This is a genomic window from Pseudoalteromonas sp. SWN166 (assembly GCF_015864485.1).
Taxonomy (GTDB): Bacteria; Pseudomonadota; Gammaproteobacteria; order Enterobacterales; family Alteromonadaceae; genus Pseudoalteromonas.
In genome coordinates, this window is record NZ_JADYXB010000004.1 from 1 (window position 1) to 19,848 (window position 19,848).

The following is a 19,848-nucleotide window of genomic DNA, read 5'->3' on the forward strand; positions in this document are numbered from 1 at the left end:
ATCAACGGATATTACAACAACGTTAGGCCGCATCATTATAATGCCGGTTTAGCGCCAAATGAATCTGAGGTTAGATATCAAGATTCTAAAACTGTGGCCAAATTTTATTGACCACTACAATTCGCATTTACACCTTCAAAGCTAAGTGTTTCGTTTAGTTGCTCTATTCCGTAACAATTTTCGAGATTTATAGATAGGGTTTTCATTTGCTTTCCTTAGCCTTAAATACAATAAATAATCATTTTCTAATAAATATATCAATATTTTGTAATTTTATACTGGTATTCACTTTAAAAGATCTCACTACTCAATTTAGTTGAGTCTCTAGATATTCGCTCAAGTAAATCTCAACCACAATAGATAGAAGAAGTTATTAATAAAATAATTGGGCTAAAGGTTATTACTTTGGGATAAAATTTACTGTGTCGGATGGCGCTTCGCTTATCCGACCTACGTTTTCAAATATATAATGCGGGGTTATTAGGGGCGTGGATATTGGAGGTTCGTTGGGTTTCGCTACGCTCTACCCAAACTTTTATCTCTTCTTGATGAATGTTTGCCTTAAATTTTTACGCAGACAAAAATGGCGTTGCCTGAGCGCTCTGCCCATGGGGTTATTTTGTCGTAGTCATGTTCAAATATGTGGATTTCGAAGTACGGCTTTAAGGCTTCTTTCAGCTCGGTATAACTAAAAGCAACCATTGGGTGCTCGTCGTGCCATACGAGTGTTTTATCTGCGGTGGTTTTTTCTATGCTGAGTTTTAATAACTGTTTACTGCCGCTGCCACTGTAATGCCAGCCAGAGCGAAATGTGAAGAAGCTATTTTCGCTTGTTGCTGTGTGCTCTACAAATGAATCGCTGTCGATTTTGTTTTTATCAACCGTGTTAAAACAAAATATTCCACCCACGTTTAATGCATTGTGTACGCTAGCAAGGCACTCTTTTAACTTATTAATACCGTCGCAGTAATGGATTGAATACAAAAAGCAGGTAATTAAATCCACGTGCTCAGTTACCTTAAATTCACTCATATTTTGCAATGAAAATTGCGCTTCTGGGCAACGAATTTGTGCTTTATCGAGCATTGGCTGGTTTAAATCAAGCCCACTACTTTTATAGCCGTAGTCAATAAAGTGGCGTACATGCGGGCCGGTGCCACATGCTAAATCAAGATGGGTATTTCCGCCATTACCAAAAATTTGGTGCAGCCGGTGAATAGAATTGCTTTGGGCTTGATAATCTATATCTGCGCACATTAAGTCGTAGTAATCAGAAAGGTCGGTGTAAAGCGCATTAGCGGACATATAAGCCTAGTGGTTTGTAGTAACATATTTTGAGTCGCGCATAGTAAACTAGTTATGGCTATTAGCGAAGAAGATATGAGCTTTTAGGTAGATGTAATCTTAGGTTATAAAGTTCAGGCTATAAAATTTAGAGTTGTCGGATGGCGCTTCGGTTATCCGAGCTAAGTACACGACCTACGTAATTTAAATATTATAGAGCGTTGTTATAAAACGGTGTGGAATAGGAGGTTCGTTGGGTTTCGCTACGCTCTACCCAACCTACGTACTATCACTTTAAACTGCTCTTTAACTAATTCCTAAATACTTATGTACTTGTATAGATAGGCGCCAGTTTTTGGCAATGCAGGTGTCGATTGCTAATTTGGTTGCCGATACTTTTTGGCTAATTGGCTGCAAGTAAACAAGCTTTGGGTTAACACCTGTTTTAACAAATAGTTCTTCTAACTCTTCTACGTGCTTTTGCATAGCAACGGGGTGTTTAATCTCGTTTGCACGCTTCATTGTGCTGGTAAGTACTTCATAACCACCGCGCATATTAATTTTTGGCGATACCGTTACCCATGTTTGCTCTGGGGCGAGTATTTCAAACGTACCGCTGGTTTCTATTTGTGTACTAAAGCCGTGTTCGTGTAATAAGTTACATACTGGGTTTAAATCAAACATGCATGGCTCGCCGCCGGTAATTACTACGTGCTTTGCGGTATAACCACGCGATTGAAACAACGCTAAAATTTGCTCTGCACTGGCGTTAGCCCAATGATCAGAGTCGGCTTTTTTTTCTACGGTTTCATCCAGCGATACTTTATATACATTATCAACATCCCACGTTTGCTTAGTGTCGCACCAAGAGCAGCCTACTGGGCAGCCTTGCAAACGTAAAAATATTGAGGGTGTGCCAGTAAAACTAGCTTCACCTTGAATGGTTTCAAACACTTCATTAATTTTGTACAAAAGAGATCTCACTTACTACCTAGCAGCCAAATTGCTACTATTAAAAAACCAAAAAGCGCTGTGCAAAAATTGTTATTTAAGCTGCGGGCGTGTAGTATATCGCGCCCTGATATAAACCTCTATTAAAACTAAGAGCAAAACAGATATGACGCAAAAAGTAGTTGTTATTTATTCCGGCGGTATGGACTCATTTACCGTATTAAATAAAGCCCTGCAACAAGGCCATGATGTATATGCCCTATCATTTGACTATGGTCAGCGTCATGTAAAAGAGCTTAAAGTGGCGGCAAGTGTGTGTGAAAAATTAAACGTTCCGCATAAGATTGTTGATATTTCGGCGATTAACCAACTTATTGGTGGCTCATCACTTACTGATGACATTGATGTGCCTGAAGGCCATTACGAAGAAGAAAGCATGAAAAGTACGATTGTACCTAATCGTAATATGATTTTGCTTTCGCTTGCTGTTGGTTACGCGGTATCACTTAAAGCTGGCCAAGTTTATTACGGCGCTCACTCTGGGGATCATGCTATTTACCCTGACTGCCGTCCTGAATTTGTGCAAAAAATGGATGATGTGTGTCGTATTGCAAATTACGACGCTGTAGAAATTTTTAGCCCATACTTAAACAATACTAAAATTGGTATTTTAACCGACGGTATTGAAATGGGTTTAGATTACAGCCAAACGTGGACTTGTTATAACGGCCGTGAAAAGGCCTGTGGTAAATGTGGCGCGTGCCAAGAACGTCTTGAAGCATTTGCACTAAATAACATTACAGACCCGTTAGAATACGAATAAGCACCAATTAATTAGTAGTACAATTGCTGTAAACAAAAAAGGCTATCATCGATAGCCTTTTTTGTTTAATTTTAACGAGTTGATATAAATTACAACCAGCGTTTTACGCGCGCTTTGTAAGCGGTAAACTCTTCGCCAAATAATTTAGTGAGCGCACGCTCCTCGGGTATTATTTGAAAAAACGTTAAATACGCAATAAACCCTATAATACATAAAAGTGCCCACAAGGAACTTAACCAAATACCCCACCCTGCTAAAATAAATGCAAAACCTACGTACATTGGGTTACGCGAAATCCGATAAATACCGCTAGTAATAAGTTTTGACGCTTGCTCAGGTTTATTAGGGTTTACAGTGGTGTTTGCTATTTTAAAACTCACCACCCCTGCAATACAAAAAACACAGCCTATAATGACCAAACTTGCTGCTAAGTAGGTAATAAATGCGGTGAAATCAATAACACTGTAATGCGCAATAAGCGCCATTATGCCTGCAAAAAACAGCACAACAATAACGGGAGGTATTTTATTATTTAACATGGCAACTCACTGTATTGGCTAAAGTATGTTTATTATATGGTGACACTGACGTTATTAAACAATATCTAAAGTGTATAAATGATGAACACGCTCAAAGCTGAGCTTAAGTAAAGTATACAAATTAAGTTACAATTGTCAGCTTTATCAAAAGCGCTTAAAGGTTATACTTTAACCATAAACAAATAATAAAATGATAAGGAATGAGATTATGTCTGGAACTACGATGATTGTACTTATTGTGCTAATTTCGGTTGGCTCAGGGGTACTTTACGATATGTATAAAAAGCATCTTGAGTTTAAGCATAAAATGCAAAACAACAACAGCGATGCTCACAAACAATTAGCTGAAACAAACGCACAAGTGCTTGCACTAAAAGAGCGTGTACAAACACTTGAAGCTATTGTTACTGATTCAAGCTTTAGCGTTAAAGATGAAATTAATAAGCTTTAAATTGTTATAAATAATTTGGATATAAATGAGCGTTTTCTGGCTGCTCAATACCATGTGCAGCTAAAAAGCCACCAATAGCTTGCCCGCAGCCCTGTGGTGCTCGCCCGCTATCTATCTCAAAGTTTAACTGATTAGCATGTTGCTTACCCATAGAACAAAGCCCTACGGTACTTGGCGAGCGCATAGCGATACTTAAGTTACCTATTTGTTCAACCGCAACGTGTTTACTAAAGCGGGCAAAACCTTTGTACTTAAATTGCTCGTTTACGTAATCATTGCTTGTGGCTACTAATGCTGTAATTAAGGCGTGTAAAAAACTATTAGCAGATGAGTCTGCTGTTAAAAACGCGATTGTTTTTTTATTAAACTCGCTAAGTTGGCAATCTTCACACAACAGCTCAACAGTATATAAATGTTGCTCGGCTATTTGCTGCTGGCTCTTAAGCTCAATACTTTTTCCTGCAAATACAATACGTTTAAGCACTTCATCAACACGGCTTTTTGCACTTTCACTTTTAACAAGCTCAGGATTTTGCGCCATTACCGGTAAGTCGTGATGGTTATTAAATGGCGTACTTGTTGCGCCGCTTTGCATTAACTGAAAAAGCTCTCTTACTTCATGTTCACGCGCTACTTTTAACGCTAAAAATGCAGTTTGAATAAGCTCTGAAGTCGGTAAGTTTTCCTCCACTATCCAGCGTCTACCAAATAACAGTTTTTTAGCTTTGCCTTCATTTGCAGATGCACTTTTTTGGTAGTTATCAGGGCTCAGCACTGCTACTTGCAGGTAAATTTCTTCACCTTTTTGTGCAGCGAGTACCCTAAAGTGAGCCGAAAACTCAATACTCTCAAGTACTTCGTTTACGCTTTCAAGCGTGTGCTTGTAGCGTAAAAAATGTTGTGGCACCACCCAGCTACTATTAGCCAATTGCACAAGGGGTGCATAAGAAATAGGTTGCTCGTAACTGTGTTGCCATTTTTGCTCATTACTAAGCAAATGATTAATGTGACTCTTGTTATCTGACATAAATAAACCAAATAAACTCGCGTTGTGCGATATAAACTATGAACACATTACGTCGTCAATGTCGTAATTAGATCACATGTACGCCCTTCTTTCGGGCTTTTTTAACTATCGGTGAGTTCTTGATAGTCAGTTATAACTTTTTGATAGTATGGCTTATCTTTATTGAGCATTTTATTATAATGATTTATAAGTTGGCGCTGATACATACCGTGCTCTGCACAAGTAAAATCCCACATATTATTGCCGGTATGACTAATCTCATTATTGGTACTAAAGCCTACTTCAATCACTTCATAAAAACGTTTGTTGTCGTAAACTATTTGCTCACTTACAAGCCCTAAACCTAATTGCTTTAAACCGACTCGCAACTTATAAGTGTGATGCACTGGACATAAAATAAACCGAACATTATTTAAATGCTCACTTACGTTATTAGCAGTAATTTGTTGTATTAAACTTAACAACAGCTCACCGCCAACACCTGCAATTACAACTACTTGGCTTTTACTTTGAGTAATTTCAATTTTGCCTACATCCTGACATAAGACCTGCCACTGTGGTTTTTTATTACAGTTTTTTTGTAATTTATTAATCGATGATAATTGCGCGCTTAAGTCGTCCATTAAAGTGGCGACTATATCAACAAATATGACTTGGTTTGCAGCTGCGCGTTTTAGTAGCGCCATGCCTAAATAACCATGGTCGCAGCAGCAATCCCAAATAATATCGTGATGCTGCGAAATTAATGTATCAATGGCAGTTAGGCGTTTACTGAGCTTCATTTAATCAGCAGATTGTGACGTTTTGTAGATAAGGGCTTTTAAGCTTCTGTTGCTGTCTACTTCAATAAAGCGTTCGGTAGGGGCTAGACGCTCAACAAATTCAATTGCGCCTTCGGTGTGCTCGTTTATTAATGCTTTAAACGCGTCTTCACTAAGCTCTGGGCTATTAGCACACAATAACAATTGTGTTGTGTCGCAAAGTAGCTCTGGCAACCTGCGCAGCACTTTTTGGTAGTCTTTAGTTAAAATAAAACTGCCTTTTTGAAAGCTTGGCGGATCAACTATTATTAAGTCAAACGGGGCTGCTTTTTTTAGTTTTCCAAACGACTTTAAAATATCGTGCGGTAAAAAACTGACGCCGCGCTCAAAACCATTTAGTTGATGGTTTTGCTTGCCGACTTTTAGCACCCCTTTGCTCATATCCATGTTCATTACATGATCTGCCCCGCCTTGCATTGCTGCAAGCGAAAACCCACACGTATACGAAAACAAATTAAGCACTTTGCCATGCTTACTATTAGCCATAACAAACTCACGGCCGCTGCGCATATCTGGAAATATTCCGGTATTTTGGCGGCTCTGTAAATCAACCAAAAAACGAATGCCGTTTTCGGTTACAACATGCGGGTGAGGTAATTGCCCATAAACCACGGTGTTTTGGCTTTGCACACCAGCGCGCTGCTGATAAACAAGTGACGTAATAAGTTCTGGCTGGTTTGCTTGCGCCCACTGCCACACAACATCGGTAAGCTCGCTTAGTATTTGCTCGTCAATTTCGTCGTACGAAACCAAAAACAAACTTGGCGGGTAAAAGTCTAAATTAATATGGCTTAACGCCTCAACACTGTGGCCTCGGCCATGAAAAACACGGCACAGTTCATTTTTTAAAATTGGCGCATCTTCAAGCGCAGTAATAAGAGGAGTAAAGTTTGCTGTCATTTTTAATTAATCAACTGTTGTTGTAGTTCATGTATTTCATCGCGAACAGAGCCCGCTTTTTCAAATTCTAAGTCGCTTGCATATGCATGCATTTTGGTTTCAAGCTGCTTAATTTGCACTGTAATTTCTTTCGCACTAAGTACCTTTTTAGAGTCTTTACGAACAAGTCTAAGGTTATCTTTAGGGCCGGCTTCTTCGCCTACATCCATCGCATCAAGAATCTTTTTGGCTAGTGAATGCGGTTCAATACCGTGTTCAATATTATAAGCATGCTGAATTTCGCGTCTGCGCGCTGTTTCGTCCATGGCCTTAGCCATCGATTTTGTAATTTTATCACCGTACAAAATAGCGCGACCATCTAAGTGACGTGCAGCACGACCAATGGTTTGAATAATTGAACGCGCTGAGCGTAAAAAGCCCTCTTTATCGGCATCAAGTATGGCTACTAGCGCCACCTCTGGCATATCCAGGCCTTCACGAAGTAAGTTAATGCCTACTAACACATCAAACACGCCCGCACGTAAATCACGAATAATTTCAACGCGCTCAACCGTGTCTATGTCTGAATGTAGGTAACGCACTTTTACGTCGTGCTCACTTAAGTAATCGGTTAAATCCTCAGACATACGTTTAGTAAGTGTAGTTACAAGTACGCGTTCACCCTTCTCTACACTTTTATAAATTTCTGAAAGTAAATCATCTACCTGATCGCCTACCGGGCGCACTTCAATAAGTGGGTCAAGCAGCCCAGTTGGGCGAATTACTTGCTCTGCAATTGCGCCTACACAACGCTCTAATTCAAAGTCGCCTGGCGTTGCCGATACATAAATTGTTTGTGGTGAAATAGCTTCAAACTCTTCAAAGCGCAGCGGTCTGTTGTCCATTGCAGAGGGCATTCTGAAGCCATATTCAACTAAGTTTTCTTTACGGCTTCTGTCGCCTTTATACATTGCGCCAATTTGCGATACGGTTACGTGCGATTCATCAATAATCATCAATGCGTCGTCTGGGAGGTAATCAAGTAACGTAGGCGGCGGATCGCCTGCCGTACGGCCCGACAAATAGCGGCTGTAGTTTTCTATACCCGAGCAATAACCTAGCTCTCGCATCATTTCTATATCGTATTGCGTACGCTGTGTTACGCGTTGCTCTTCTACTAATTTATTAGCACTGAGTAACTGGGCTCTTCGATCTTTTAGTTCTTCTTGTATTTTATCGATAGCACCGAGTATTTTTTCACGCGGGGTAACGTAGTGTGTTTTTGGATAAATAGTGGTGCGTATTATATGCTTTTCGACGGCGCCAGTAAGCGGGTCAAAAATACTTAAGCGCTCTATTTCGTCATCAAACATTTCTACGCGAATTGCGAAAGTGCTAGATTCTGCAGGAAATATATCAACCACTTCACCACGTACACGATACGTACCACGGCTAAAATCTATATCGTTGCGGGTGTATTGTATTTCAGCTAGGCGACGTAGCATGTCGCGTTGGTCTACTTTTTCGCCCACTTTTAAAAGCAGCATCATTTTCATGTATGACTTAGGGTCGCCCAAGCCATAAATAGCCGATACCGACGCCACAATAATGGTGTCGCGGCGTTCAAGCAGTGCTTTGGTCGCACTTAAACGCATTTGCTCTATATGCTCGTTTATCGAGGCATCTTTTTCAATAAAGGTGTCGCTAGATACAACATAGGCTTCTGGCTGGTAGTAATCGTAATACGATACAAAATACTCAACCGCATTTTTAGGGAAAAACTCTTTCATTTCCCCATATAGCTGTGCGGCAAGCGTTTTATTGTGCGCCATTATTATTGTCGGACGGTTTAAATCGTTAATAATATTAGCCATGGTAAAGGTTTTACCTGTACCGGTGGCACCTAATAAAGTTTGGTGTGCAAGGCCAGCTTCTAATCCTTCACATAGCTGCTTAATCGCTGTGGGCTGATCGCCTGCTGGTTTAAAATGTGATTTCAACTGAAAATGGTCGCTCAATTATTGCACTCCTGTAACGATTCGCCGCTCAGCGTTTCTAGTTTTTTCATAAACCATTTATACGCCACTATTGCTGTAAATAAGTTACCTAAAGCAGCGCCAATAAACAGCCCTAATAATCCGGCTATTTCGTTGCCTACATAAGCAAATGGTACATAAAATATGAATAACCGAATGACACTTAATACCAGTGCGTACATTGGTTTGTGTAAAGCATTAAACGATGAGTTTGATAATATGATCACCCCTTGTAAGCCATAGCTTAACGGGATGGTATAAATAAAGAGCTTAATTACATCTATTACGGCTTGTTCTTTACCAAACAATTGGCTTATAACACCTGAAAATGCAATGAGTAATACGTAAATAGCAAATTGCCAAATCATCACAAATTTTAGCGTGCCTGTGTACGCTTCTTTAACGCGGCACAATTTGCCAGCCCCAAAGTTTTGGCTAACAAATGGCGGTAAGGTCATAGATAGCGCAAGCACTAATATACTTGCAATAGATTCTATACGGCTGCCTACCCCAAATGCAGCTACAGCCTCTGGGCCGTGGTGCGCGACCATAGCGGTCATTACGGCCATTGCAACCGGTGTAAGCATGTTGGCACCTGCTGCAGGTAAACCAATCTTTAATATTTTACGAATAGCACCAACAACCGTTTGCTTGCCCGCTTTTAGGCTCAACAAACGCTTTTTAAACATTAATATATACAAAATAATAACTACTGCGACTGCCCATGCAATAACGCTTGCTATGGCCGCGCCTTGAATACCTAACACTGGTACTGGCCCAAACCCAAATATCAGTATTGGGTCAAGTATCGCGTTTATAAGCCCTGCTCCGCCCATTACTATACTTGGCGTTTTTGTATCACCACTGGCGCGCAGTACCGAATTACCAATCATTGGGGTTATTAAAAATAAGCTACCAATAAACCATACATTCATGTATTCGTGTATTAACGGTAATACTTGTGCGCCCGCTCCTAGTAAAGTAAATATTGGGTCAATCATTAAATACCCAACCGACGACAACACAATAACTAAAACCACACCAACCATTAAAGAAATGCTGGCATCAAAGCGTGCTTCATCAATTTTATTACTACCGAGTGCTTTAGCAATAACCGCAGATGTGCCAATACCCAGTCCGATTGCTAAGCTAATAACGGTAAAAGTAACCGGAAACGTAAAGCTCACGGCAGCAAGTGGCTCGGTGCCAAGTAAACTTATAAAGAAGGTATCTACAATATTGAACATCATTAGCGTGATCATGCCGAATATCATCGGGATGGTCATGGTCTTTAATGTGGGCAAAATGGGATCGTTTAGTAAATCTGGGCGAGTCTGAGATTTTGAAATTGCGCGCATGGAATAAATAGGCCTCTTTTACTGAACGAATCATTTTAAAGCATCAAGGCAGTTCAAGCCACGGATTTATCAATACAATTGATGTAATTAATGAAGTAAAGATTCGAAAAAATAGTAAAACTCCGTTTTTGCATCTTTTTGTTAAAATAGAGCCTAAACACTCCAAAAAACAATTAAAACACATTTTTATAACTTTTATTACAAACACGCTGTATTATCTGGTGCTTTTTTACACAAAGGCATGACTTGATTTATCGTTACGAAAAAATTCACTCATCGAGTTACACCCTTTAGCCATAAAAACATAACTGACTGTTTTTAAACAAATTAAAAATAATGATTTAAAAGCTTGAAATCGTTGTAGCGCCCTAGACCATTGGTGCCAATGATGTTCTTAAAGTTTCATAAACAGAGTTATCCACAGAAACCGTGGATAACTCATTCAAACCCGCATTTATAAAGGCTTTGAGAGGGCCGCAATTTTCGATGAGGTCCAACCAATTAATCATTTGCTAATTGTGGCATTTTTATAAACTCACACTAAAAATTGTAGCTCACCGGTTTTTCTTCTTAACATAGTTGTACGTTGGTAAACAAAAAACGTTTAAGACAAAGTTAAGTTATTGATTGTTCTATTTTTGAACGCAGAAAATAAATACCCTATTTATAAATAGTGATTAGATCACAATTGAAGGTAAAAAATACTCATGTAAATATTCACGCTGGTATATTTTTAGAAAATTAAAGCAAAAAAGTAAATAAATGCGAAGAATAACCACTAAGTAAAAAATGAGTTTTTATGTTTTTGGGCTGTTTTTTAATTACAAGTGACTTTAATAGCGTGTTTAATTTAACCAATTTAAAGACTCAACAATAATAAAAGTCACATTGGTGTTCTTAAATTCTCATAAAAATAACTTTAATAGAGCTACAAAACACGCAGATCGAACACAAAAACAACGAATAAACCTCTTTTTTCAATTTATGACTTTTATATGTTGACACTTTGCGGCTCGGTCATTAATATTTCGCCCCGTTGAAAGGCAAGACGCTTCCCCCTTAGCTCAGTTGGTTAGAGCGACGGACTGTTAATCCGCAGGTCCCCCGTTCGAGTCGGGGAGGGGGAGCCAAGTTTTTCAACCATAAACGATTCCCCCTTAGCTCAGTTGGTTAGAGCGACGGACTGTTAATCCGCAGGTCCCCCGTTCGAGTCGGGGAGGGGGAGCCAAGTTTATGTTTATGATGTAGTTCCCCCTTAGCTCAGTTGGTTAGAGCGACGGACTGTTAATCCGCAGGTCCCCCGTTCGAGTCGGGGAGGGGGAGCCAAATCATCATAATAATATCACTACTTTAGTTCCCCCTTAGCTCAGTTGGTTAGAGCGACGGACTGTTAATCCGCAGGTCCCCCGTTCGAGTCGGGGAGGGGGAGCCAATTCTAAGAATTTCATAGACATCTCAAGCTAATTCCACTACTCTTCCTTATATAACTAAAGCATTAGTTTATTCCTTGATGCGCTGTACTTAGTTTATTAATCAAGGACTTGATTCCTTCCCTTTTGAATTATTAAAAGACTGAAAACATGGCTGGATTTAAAAAACTTATTTTTATACAAATTATCTCTTGGTTATTGTGTGTGGCAGCAGGAAGCTACTTCATATCTATAAACTTTGATACTGCGGTAAGTGATGCACAAAAAAGTGCACAAACTACTGTTACTAAGTATATTAATGACCTTTCTTTAGACGATATTTCTGCTCAAAATCTAAAACAATCAATTGCAGATGGTAAAACGTTTACAAGCTTTACTCTAAGAGACTACCAAGGGGCTGAAATATTCAGCGTTAACCCCCCTACCCAATTACCAATGTTTGCTGATTTTGTACTATCAAAATTGAACTCTGTACGCCCTCAATTTGCTGTAAACGATGCAGCAGATATAAAAGTTGAATTTGTACTTAACATTGAGCATTTAGCTGCTCAGCTGCAAACATCCCTTTTTATCGTTATTTTGATTTCTGCTATTTTGGTTATTATTCCAATAATCCTAATGCAATCTATTTTTTACCGTTTAAATAAAAACATAAGTACAACGGTAGCTGACATTATCGATATTTATATCAACCAAAACCAAGTTGATAATGATTTAGAAACAGCATTAGATGGCACTCGATTAAAAAAACTAGGTAAAGATTTAGTTCCTAGCTTTAATCGTTTATCTCACTTTTTGAAAAGTAAAAGTGAAGATATAAAAAGCGCTGCATTAAACATTAAACATGAAGCATATAAAGATGTAATTACTTCGCTTGGCAACCGTAATATGTTTGTTGAGTATTACGAAAAAAATATTGAAAACAGTGAGCAAAGTACATTTGGTTCTTTAGCTATGGTTCGTTGTAGCGAGCTACAAGCTATAAACCAAAGCCGTGGTTATCAAAAAGGTGACGAGTACGTTAAAGGCGTTGCCGATATTATTAAGCACATAAGCGGCACTTACACGGGTAGCCAAGTGTTTAGATTAAACAGCTCTGACTTTGCTGTAGTACTGCCCCACACTCCATTGAAAGAAGCAGAGCGCTTTGGTGAAAATCTACAATCGCGCTTTACTCAGTATCAACAAAATCAAGAGCTAAGCTCTGTTGCTAACACGGGTATTGTCGGTTACGAAAAAGGTAAGCCTTTGGGTGAGCTACTTTCGGTTGTTGATAACGCGATGAGTATGGCGCAATCAAAACAAGTAAACGCATGGCACGTACAACGCGAGACCGATTTAGTTAATAACGTAAGTGCAGGTTTTGGTAATCAAAACTGGCGTAAGGTTATTAACGAGGTAATTGAATCTAAACGAGTACATTTAGTTGTGCAAAACATTATGCCGCTTGGTAAAAGCATTAAAGCCTATGCTGAAATACAAGTGCGATTTAAAACAGAAGACAATCAAGTACTTCCTACGGCCTCTTTTTTAGCGATGGCCGAAAAGCTTGATATGGCAATAGAAATTGACCGCCTGATAATCGACTCTTCCCTTGAAAAAGTGAAAAGCCGTAATTTATCTGAAAAGTTTTTTGGTTTAAACGTTACAGCCTCAAGTGCGCACAACGATCAGTTTGTTATTTGGCTAGAACGCCGCTTATTAAAAGACACGCATATTGCATCAAAGCTTATTTTTGAAGTAAGTGAGTTTGGCTTACAACAAAATATTAAAGCCAGTAAGCGCTTTATTGATATGGTGCACCGCGTAGGCGCCCGCGTAACAGTTGAACGCTTCGGTGTTGGTTTAACCTCATTTAAGTTTTTCCGCGATTTAAAACCTGACTTTATTAAAATGGATGCAAGTTACACTCGCGGCCTAGAAGATGATAAAAACAATCAGTACTTTATGCGCTTAATGGTCGACTTAGCCCACCGTATAGGTGTTAGCGTATTTGCTGAAGGTGTTGAGAGCCAAGAAGAAAAACATATTATAGAAACTTTATGTTTAGATGGCGTTCAAGGTTATTACATAGAAAAACCTAAAGACATTTAATTAGTTTTAACAAATACAAAAAAGAGCATTCGTTGCTCTTTTTTTGTTTCTGCTATTTTATCCTTACATCAAAATCACATTAATTTTACAGCCTTGTGATCAATATGTTTGTCCTCGCGTTTATTTAACTGATAACGACTCGCAAATGTTGTTTATCGGGGCAGAAAAAAGGATAATACGCAGGACTTTAATAGCGTGAGGCACACATGACAGAATATGTCTTGTTATTGATTGGAACCGTTCTAGTTAATAACTTTGTATTAGTACAATTTTTAGGCTTATGTCCGTTTATGGGCGTATCAGGTAAGCTTGATACGGCGATTGGTATGTCTTTGGCAACCACGTTTGTGCTTACTCTTGCCTCGGTGACTAGCTATTTAGTTAATCAATATATTTTAATCCCTCTGGATATCGAATTTTTACGTACCATGAGTTTTATTTTAGTGATTGCCGTTGTAGTGCAATTTACCGAAATGGTTGTACGTAAAACAAGCCCTACCCTATATCGTTTACTAGGCATATTTTTACCGCTGATCACCACTAACTGCGCGGTATTAGGTGTTGCTCTATTAAATATCAAAGAAGATCATTCGTTTTTACAATCCGCAGTTTATGGTTTTGGTGCTGCCGTTGGTTTTTCTTTAGTGCTTGTATTATTTGCAGCGCTACGAGAGCGTTTAGCGGCGGCTGATGTTCCTACGCCTTTTAAAGGCGCCTCCATTGCTATGATCACCGCAGGCTTAATGTCGATGGCGTTTATGGGTTTTACTGGATTAGTGAAGTTTTAATATGACCTTGTTTTATGCCTTGATAGCGATTGGCTCGCTAGCACTCGTTTTTGGACTTATTTTAGGATTTGCAGCAATACGCTTTCGTGTTGAAGGAAACCCTATTGTTGAACAAATTGATACTATTTTGCCGCAAACTCAATGCGGGCAATGTGGCTACCCAGGTTGTCGCCCATACGCCGAAGCAATTGCCAATGGCGATGAAATAAATAAATGTCCACCGGGCGGCGAATCAACCATGAAAAAGCTTGCCGGCTTAATGGGTGTTGATGAAAAACCACTTGCTGGCGGCGAGCAAGCAGAACCCATAAAAACAGTGGCTTATATTCGCGAAGATGAATGTATTGGTTGTACCAAATGTATTCAAGCCTGCCCTGTTGACGCTATTTTAGGCGCAACTCGTCAAATGCATACCGTGTTAATTGATGAATGTACCGGCTGCGACTTATGTGTTGAGCCTTGCCCTGTAGATTGCATTGATATGCTACCTGTAGCCGAAACTAAACAAAACTGGAAATGGCAACTAGATGCTATTCCTGTTACACAAATAGATTAGAGGTTTGAGTGGACAAGTTACTTGAACAAATAAAAAAAGGCACCGTGTGGGCATTTCCTGGCGGCATACACCCACCACAACAAAAATCACTCTCTAATAGTGCGAGTATTACTCGCCTACCGTTGCCCGATAAACTTATTGTTGCGCTTAAGCAACACATAGGCGCAAATGGCAAGTTACTGGTAGAAAAAGGTCAGCATGTATTAAAAGGCCAAGCACTCACAGCGCCTGCTGCTAACTGGTCGGTACCTGTGCATGCTCCAAGCTCTGGTGTTATTACCGATATAGTACCAATGCCATCGGCACATCCTTCGGCTCTACCTGAGCTAAGTGTTATTATTGAACCAGACGGCAAAGACGAATGGACAGCACTTAATAAAAATAAAAACCCTGCTGAACTTAGTCATGATGAGCTGATAAATATTATTCACCAAGCCGGTATTAGCGGCATGGGTGGTGCTGGTTTTCCTACTTATGTGAAAGCAGATACCAAGCAACCTATCGAATTTTTGATTGTAAATGCCGTTGAGTGCGAACCTTATATTACTGCCGATGACGTTTTAATGCGCGAACACGCTAAAGAAGTTATCCAAGGCATTGAAATAATGCAGCAGCTTTTAAACCCAACGCTATGCATTGTGGGTATAGAAGATAATAAGCCTGAAGCGATTGCAGCAATGAAGCAAGCAGCTGAGCATAACTCAAAAATTATTATTCAAACGGTTCCCACTATTTACCCATCGGGTGGTGAAAAGCAATTAATTAAATTACTTACCAACCGTGAAGTTCCCAGCATTGGTATACCAGCCGATATTGGTATTTTAGTGCATAACACGGGTACTTTATTTGCCGTACAGCAAGCCGTTTATGAAGGTAAACCACTGATTGAACGTGTAGTTACCGTAACGGGTAACACTATACATAATCCAGGGAATGTATGGGCGCTCCTTGGCACTGAAATAAAGCACTTACTTGATTGCCAAGGGTTCTCACCTGTACCGCAACAAAGTGTTGTAATGGGCGGCCCTATGATGGGCTTTACGCTACCAACAGTTCGTATTGGTATAGTTAAAACAACTAACTGTATTTTAGCACCTGATCATAAAGAGCTCGCAGAACCTGGCCCTGAAAAAGCCTGTATTCGATGTAGCGCATGCGCCGATGCTTGCCCGGCTTCTTTATTGCCTCAGCAACTACAATGGTTTGCTAAATCAAAAGAGTACGACAAGCTACAAGAACATAATTTATTTGATTGTATTGAATGTGGTGCCTGTGCATATGTGTGCCCAAGCGAAATTCCACTCGTACAATACTATCGAGTGGCCAAAGTTGAAATCAAAGAACAACAAGCTGACAAAATTAAAGCCGACAGAGCAAAAGAGCGCTTTGACGCAAGAAAAGAGCGCCTAGAGCGCGAGCAAGAAGAACGTAAAAATCGTCATAAGCGTAAACCTGCAGCTAAATCAGACGACGAAAAGCAAAAAGTGGCCGATGCCCTCGCCCGAGTTAAAAATAAACCCGATAACGGCGGTGAAAAATCAGCTGTTGCAGCCGCTATTGCTCGTGCTAAAGCTAAAAAGCTAGGCGATCAATCTGCTGAATTAGAGCCAGACAATAGCGAAGTAGCAAAAGAGCGTGCACTGCGCAAAGAACAAGCTCGACAATATAAAGAACAAAAATCTCAAACAGAGGTATCAACCGATACTGCACCCGTTGATGATAAAAAATCAGCAGTAGCGGCAGCCATTGCTCGTGCTAAAGCCAAAAAGGCAGCACAAGCAAGTGAAGAGCCACAGAACGATGCTCCTGTTGATGATAAAAAAGCAGCAGTAGCGGCAGCCATTGCTCGTGCTAAAGCTAAAAAAGCAGCACAAGCAAGTGAAGAGCCACAGAACGATGCCCCAGTTGATGATAAAAAAGCAGCAGTTGCGGCAGCCATTGCACGCGCTAAAGCTAAAAAAGCGGCACAAGCAGTGAGTGAAGAGCCACAAACCGATGCCCCTGTTGATGATAAAAAAGCAGCAGTTGCGGCGGCCATTGCTCGTGCAAAAGCTAAAAAAGAAGCTAAAGCATTAGAAGAAGCCGAGCAAACCGTGAGTGAAGCGCCACAAAGCGCGGCCCCCGTTGATGATAAAAAAGCAGCGGTAGCTGCGGCCATTGCGCGCGCAAAAGCCACAAAAGCGGCTAAAGCACTTGCACAAGCCGAGCAAACTCAAGAGCTACAAATTGATAGTGTTGCACCAAAGGGTGCAGACAATAATACCGATGACTCATCCAATTCTACTGAAGCAGATAAACCTAAATCAGCCGACGATAAGAAAAAAGCCGCCGTGGCCGCAGCAATTGCGAGAGCAAAAGCTAAAAAGTTACAAAAAGAAGGAAATAATCAGTCATGAAATTAACCATGGCCAGTTCGCCGCATAATCACAGCCATAAATCGTTAACGCGATTAATGATTAGCGTTATTGCTGCGTGTATTCCTGGGCTAATTGCTCAAGTTTTCTTTTTTGGAACCGGCGTACTTATTCAACTGGTGCTCGCGCTCGTTGCTGTAAGCGCTTTTGAAGCTGCCATAATGCTAATGCGAAAGCGCCCTGTTTGGCCTGCACTGAGTGATGGCAGTGCATGGCTTACTGGCGTGTTATTGGCATTGAGTATTCCGCCCCTTGCGCCTTGGTGGGTAATTGTTATTGGTTGTTTATTTTCTATTGTTATAGTTAAACAGCTTTATGGCGGCCTTGGGTTTAATTTATTTAATCCAGCAATGGCTGCTTATGTACTGCTTTTAGTGTCGTTCCCTGTACAAATGACCGCGTGGCTGCCTGTCACCGATTTAATAAACACGCCAATAGGCTTTGCAGATCAGCTCAGGCTCATATTTACCGATTTTACGGCCTCTGGGTTCAGCCTAGATCAAGTACGTGCAGGTGTTGATGGCCTAACAATGGCAACACCACTGGACACAGTTAAAACAGATATAGCCCACGGTTTAACCGTAACCGAAAGCATGCAAAAACCATTATTTAACGAATGGGCTGGCCTTGGTTGGGTATGGGTTAACTTAGGCTTTTTAGCCGGTGGTTTATACTTATTAAAAGCAAAAATAATTAACTGGCATATTCCCGTCAGTTTTATTGCAAGTTTAGCTGTATGCAGCGCAATTGGCTATATTGCTGCACCAGGTACTGAGCCGGGCACCCTATTTCACTTATTAAGTGGTGCCACTATGATGGGTGCATTTTTTATAGCGACCGATCCGGTATCTGCAGCAACCACCAATAAAGGGCGCTTAATTTATGGCGCGCTAATTGGCTTACTAATTTATTTAATTCGCACTTTTGGTGGCTTCCCTGATGCCATCGCCTTTAGCGTATTATTGATTAATATTGCAGTACCGCTAATTGACTACTACACACAGCCGAGAACTTACGGTCATGGGGCAGTAAAATGATTATTTCTTCAATGGCCAAAAACGGCGCCATTTTAACGGCCTTTGCGCTGGTAACAACGGGTTTAGTTGCCTCTATCAACGCACTTACTGCTGATAAAATTGCAGAGCAAGAACAGCTGCAACTTACTGCGCAACTACAAGAAGTACTCGACCCAAAATCGTACGATAATCAATTATCACAAGATTGCGTAATTATTACTGATGAAAAGCTAGGCCCACACGCAGACCAAGTAATTTATCGTGCTCGTAAAAACAATAAACCGGTCGCTGTTGTTATTAGGCATGTTACGCCAAACGGTTACAGTGGCGATATTAACTTATTAACAGCCGTATTGAGCGATGGCACTATTGCTGGCGTTCGTACCACTAAACACGAAGAAACACCTGGGCTTGGTGACAAAGTAGAAGTTAAAAAATCGCTTTGGATCACTACCTTTAAAAACTTAACAGTTGAAGGTGAAGATGACGCTCGTTGGGCTGTAAAAAAAGATGGCGGCCAGTTTGATCAATTTACAGGTGCAACCATAACGCCTCGTGCTGTTGTGGGTTCGGTTAAAAACGCCGTATTGTTCGCACAAACTAATTTTGATGATATTTTTGCAGCACCTAATGGTGAATGTGTAGAGGTAACTAAATGAGTGAGTTAAAAACACTATATAAAGACGGTATATGGGTAAATAACCCTGCACTTGTGCAGCTTTTAGGTTTATGCCCGTTACTTGCCGTTACATCCACTGTTACAAATGCCTTGGGTTTAGGTTTAGCTACTTTATTGGTACTCATAGGCTCAAACGTGACCGTATCGGTTGTACGTAACTGGGTGCCAAAAGATATTCGCATACCTGTATTTGTCATGATCATCGCAGGCTTTGTAACTATTGTTCAATTACTGATGAACGCTTACACCTTTGGTTTGTATCAGTCATTGGGGATTTTTATTCCGCTCATTGTAACTAACTGCGCCATTATTGGCCGCGCCGAAGCATACGCCTCTAAAAATCCTGTTCATTTATCAGCATTTGACGGCTTAATGATGGGTTTAGGCTTTATGATTGTGCTTGTTGTTTTAGGCGCAATGCGCGAACTAATTGGCCAAGGTACTTTATTTGACGGTGCCGACTTATTACTTGGCCCATGGGCACAAAGTTTACGCATAGAAGTGTTTAACTTTGACAACCAGTTTTTACTCGCTATTTTACCACCGGGTGCCTTTTTAGGCCTTGGGTTACTTATTGCCGCTAAAAACGTAATTGACGCACAAATAAAATCAAAACAAATTGCACCGCCAGAGGCAGAAAAAGGCCCTCGCGCACGCGTTACTAGCTTAACTTAAGGGGAAAACGCACTAACTTAGTAAATA

The 19,848-nt window shown here is 40.4% G+C and carries 17 protein-coding genes and 4 tRNA genes; 13 read left to right on the top strand and 8 right to left on the bottom strand.

Translation table 11 applies throughout. From position 1 onward, the window contains the following. Positions 1–561: 561 nt before the first annotated feature. Complete coding sequence (locus I6F49_RS03385) at positions 562–1,305, bottom strand: class I SAM-dependent DNA methyltransferase (RefSeq protein ID WP_197178422.1); 744 nt, start codon at positions 1,303–1,305, stop codon at positions 562–564. 285 nt (positions 1,306–1,590) lie between these two features. Next, positions 1,591–2,256, bottom strand: coding sequence for a 7-carboxy-7-deazaguanine synthase QueE (gene queE / locus I6F49_RS03390; RefSeq protein WP_197120016.1), 666 nt, complete (start codon positions 2,254–2,256; stop codon positions 1,591–1,593). A 145-nt stretch (positions 2,257–2,401) separates the two neighbouring features. Between queE and queC the strand changes: the two genes are divergently transcribed. After that, on the top strand, positions 2,402–3,058 hold the full coding sequence (gene queC, locus I6F49_RS03395) for a 7-cyano-7-deazaguanine synthase QueC (protein ID WP_007583902.1): 657 nt from the start codon (positions 2,402–2,404) through the stop codon (positions 3,056–3,058). 89 nt (positions 3,059–3,147) lie between these two features. Here queC and I6F49_RS03400 read toward each other — a convergent pair whose 3' ends face one another. After that, positions 3,148–3,597, bottom strand: coding sequence for a methyltransferase family protein (locus I6F49_RS03400; RefSeq protein ID WP_007583901.1), 450 nt, complete (start codon positions 3,595–3,597; stop codon positions 3,148–3,150). Positions 3,598–3,805: 208 nt separating this feature from the next. On the opposite strand from I6F49_RS03400, the gene I6F49_RS03405 reads away from it, so the two are divergent. Next, complete coding sequence (locus I6F49_RS03405; protein ID WP_197160671.1) at positions 3,806–4,048, top strand: hypothetical protein; 243 nt, start codon at positions 3,806–3,808, stop codon at positions 4,046–4,048. Positions 4,049–4,052: 4 nt separating this feature from the next. Here the strand turns inward: I6F49_RS03405 and I6F49_RS03410 are convergent, their stop codons facing one another. The 5 genes from I6F49_RS03410 to I6F49_RS03430 form a co-directional block, all read right to left on the bottom strand. Continuing rightward, positions 4,053–5,075, bottom strand: a complete 1,023-nt coding sequence (locus I6F49_RS03410; protein ID WP_197178424.1) for a hypothetical protein — start codon at positions 5,073–5,075, stop codon at positions 4,053–4,055. A gap of 101 nt (positions 5,076–5,176) precedes the next feature. Beyond that, a complete protein-coding gene (locus I6F49_RS03415; RefSeq protein WP_197178426.1) occupies positions 5,177–5,857 on the bottom strand; it encodes a tRNA (adenine(22)-N(1))-methyltransferase TrmK in 681 nt (226 codons plus the stop codon). Further along, the gene (locus I6F49_RS03420) at positions 5,858–6,796 is read right to left on the bottom strand and encodes a class I SAM-dependent methyltransferase (protein WP_197178428.1); all 939 of its coding nucleotides are present in this window, start codon (positions 6,794–6,796) and stop codon (positions 5,858–5,860) included. A 2-nt stretch (positions 6,797–6,798) separates the two neighbouring features. Beyond that, positions 6,799–8,793 carry an excinuclease ABC subunit UvrB gene (uvrB, locus tag I6F49_RS03425; RefSeq protein WP_197178430.1) on the bottom strand — a complete coding sequence of 665 codons (1,995 nt, stop codon included), beginning with the start codon at positions 8,791–8,793 and terminating at the stop codon, positions 6,799–6,801. After that, positions 8,790–10,169 (bottom strand): MATE family efflux transporter, encoded by a 1,380-nt coding sequence (locus I6F49_RS03430; protein ID WP_197178431.1) that lies wholly within the window; start codon positions 10,167–10,169, stop codon positions 8,790–8,792. The genes uvrB and I6F49_RS03430 overlap by 4 nt, the downstream gene beginning before the upstream one ends. A 1,053-nt stretch (positions 10,170–11,222) precedes the next feature. Between I6F49_RS03430 and I6F49_RS03435 the strand changes: the two genes are divergently transcribed. The 11 genes from I6F49_RS03435 to I6F49_RS03485 all read left to right on the top strand — a co-directional run bounded on the left by I6F49_RS03435 (position 11,223) and on the right by I6F49_RS03485 (position 19,821). Continuing rightward, positions 11,223–11,299: transfer RNA gene (locus I6F49_RS03435), tRNA-Asn, on the top strand. Positions 11,300–11,320: 21 nt separating this feature from the next. Beyond that, a tRNA-Asn gene (locus tag I6F49_RS03440) sits at positions 11,321–11,397 on the top strand. 21 nt (positions 11,398–11,418) lie between these two features. Further along, a tRNA-Asn gene (locus I6F49_RS03445) sits at positions 11,419–11,495 on the top strand. 29 nt (positions 11,496–11,524) lie between these two features. Further along, positions 11,525–11,601, top strand: a tRNA-Asn gene (locus tag I6F49_RS03450). A gap of 148 nt (positions 11,602–11,749) precedes the next feature. Continuing rightward, positions 11,750–13,693 carry an EAL domain-containing protein gene (locus I6F49_RS03455; protein WP_166421068.1) on the top strand — a complete coding sequence of 648 codons (1,944 nt, stop codon included), beginning with the start codon at positions 11,750–11,752 and terminating at the stop codon, positions 13,691–13,693. A 206-nt stretch (positions 13,694–13,899) separates the two neighbouring features. Beyond that, entirely contained in the window at positions 13,900–14,481 is a 582-nt protein-coding gene (rsxA, locus tag I6F49_RS03460) for an electron transport complex subunit RsxA (protein WP_008134172.1), read from the top strand. A 1-nt stretch (position 14,482) separates the two neighbouring features. Continuing rightward, positions 14,483–15,037 carry an electron transport complex subunit RsxB gene (gene rsxB, locus I6F49_RS03465; protein WP_002960333.1) on the top strand — a complete coding sequence of 185 codons (555 nt, stop codon included), beginning with the start codon at positions 14,483–14,485 and terminating at the stop codon, positions 15,035–15,037. An 8-nt stretch (positions 15,038–15,045) separates the two neighbouring features. Continuing rightward, positions 15,046–17,433, top strand: a complete 2,388-nt coding sequence (gene rsxC, locus I6F49_RS03470; protein ID WP_197178433.1) for an electron transport complex subunit RsxC — start codon at positions 15,046–15,048, stop codon at positions 17,431–17,433. Continuing rightward, entirely contained in the window at positions 17,430–18,488 is a 1,059-nt protein-coding gene (gene rsxD / locus I6F49_RS03475; RefSeq protein ID WP_166421070.1) for an electron transport complex subunit RsxD, read from the top strand. Before rsxC ends, rsxD begins: the two co-directional genes overlap by 4 nt. After that, positions 18,485–19,126 (top strand): electron transport complex subunit RsxG, encoded by a 642-nt coding sequence (gene rsxG / locus I6F49_RS03480; RefSeq protein WP_197178435.1) that lies wholly within the window; start codon positions 18,485–18,487, stop codon positions 19,124–19,126. Before rsxD ends, rsxG begins: the two co-directional genes overlap by 4 nt. Continuing rightward, the gene (locus I6F49_RS03485) at positions 19,123–19,821 is read left to right on the top strand and encodes an electron transport complex subunit E (RefSeq protein ID WP_197178437.1); all 699 of its coding nucleotides are present in this window, start codon (positions 19,123–19,125) and stop codon (positions 19,819–19,821) included. Before rsxG ends, I6F49_RS03485 begins: the two co-directional genes overlap by 4 nt. Positions 19,822–19,848: the final 27 nt, after the last annotated feature.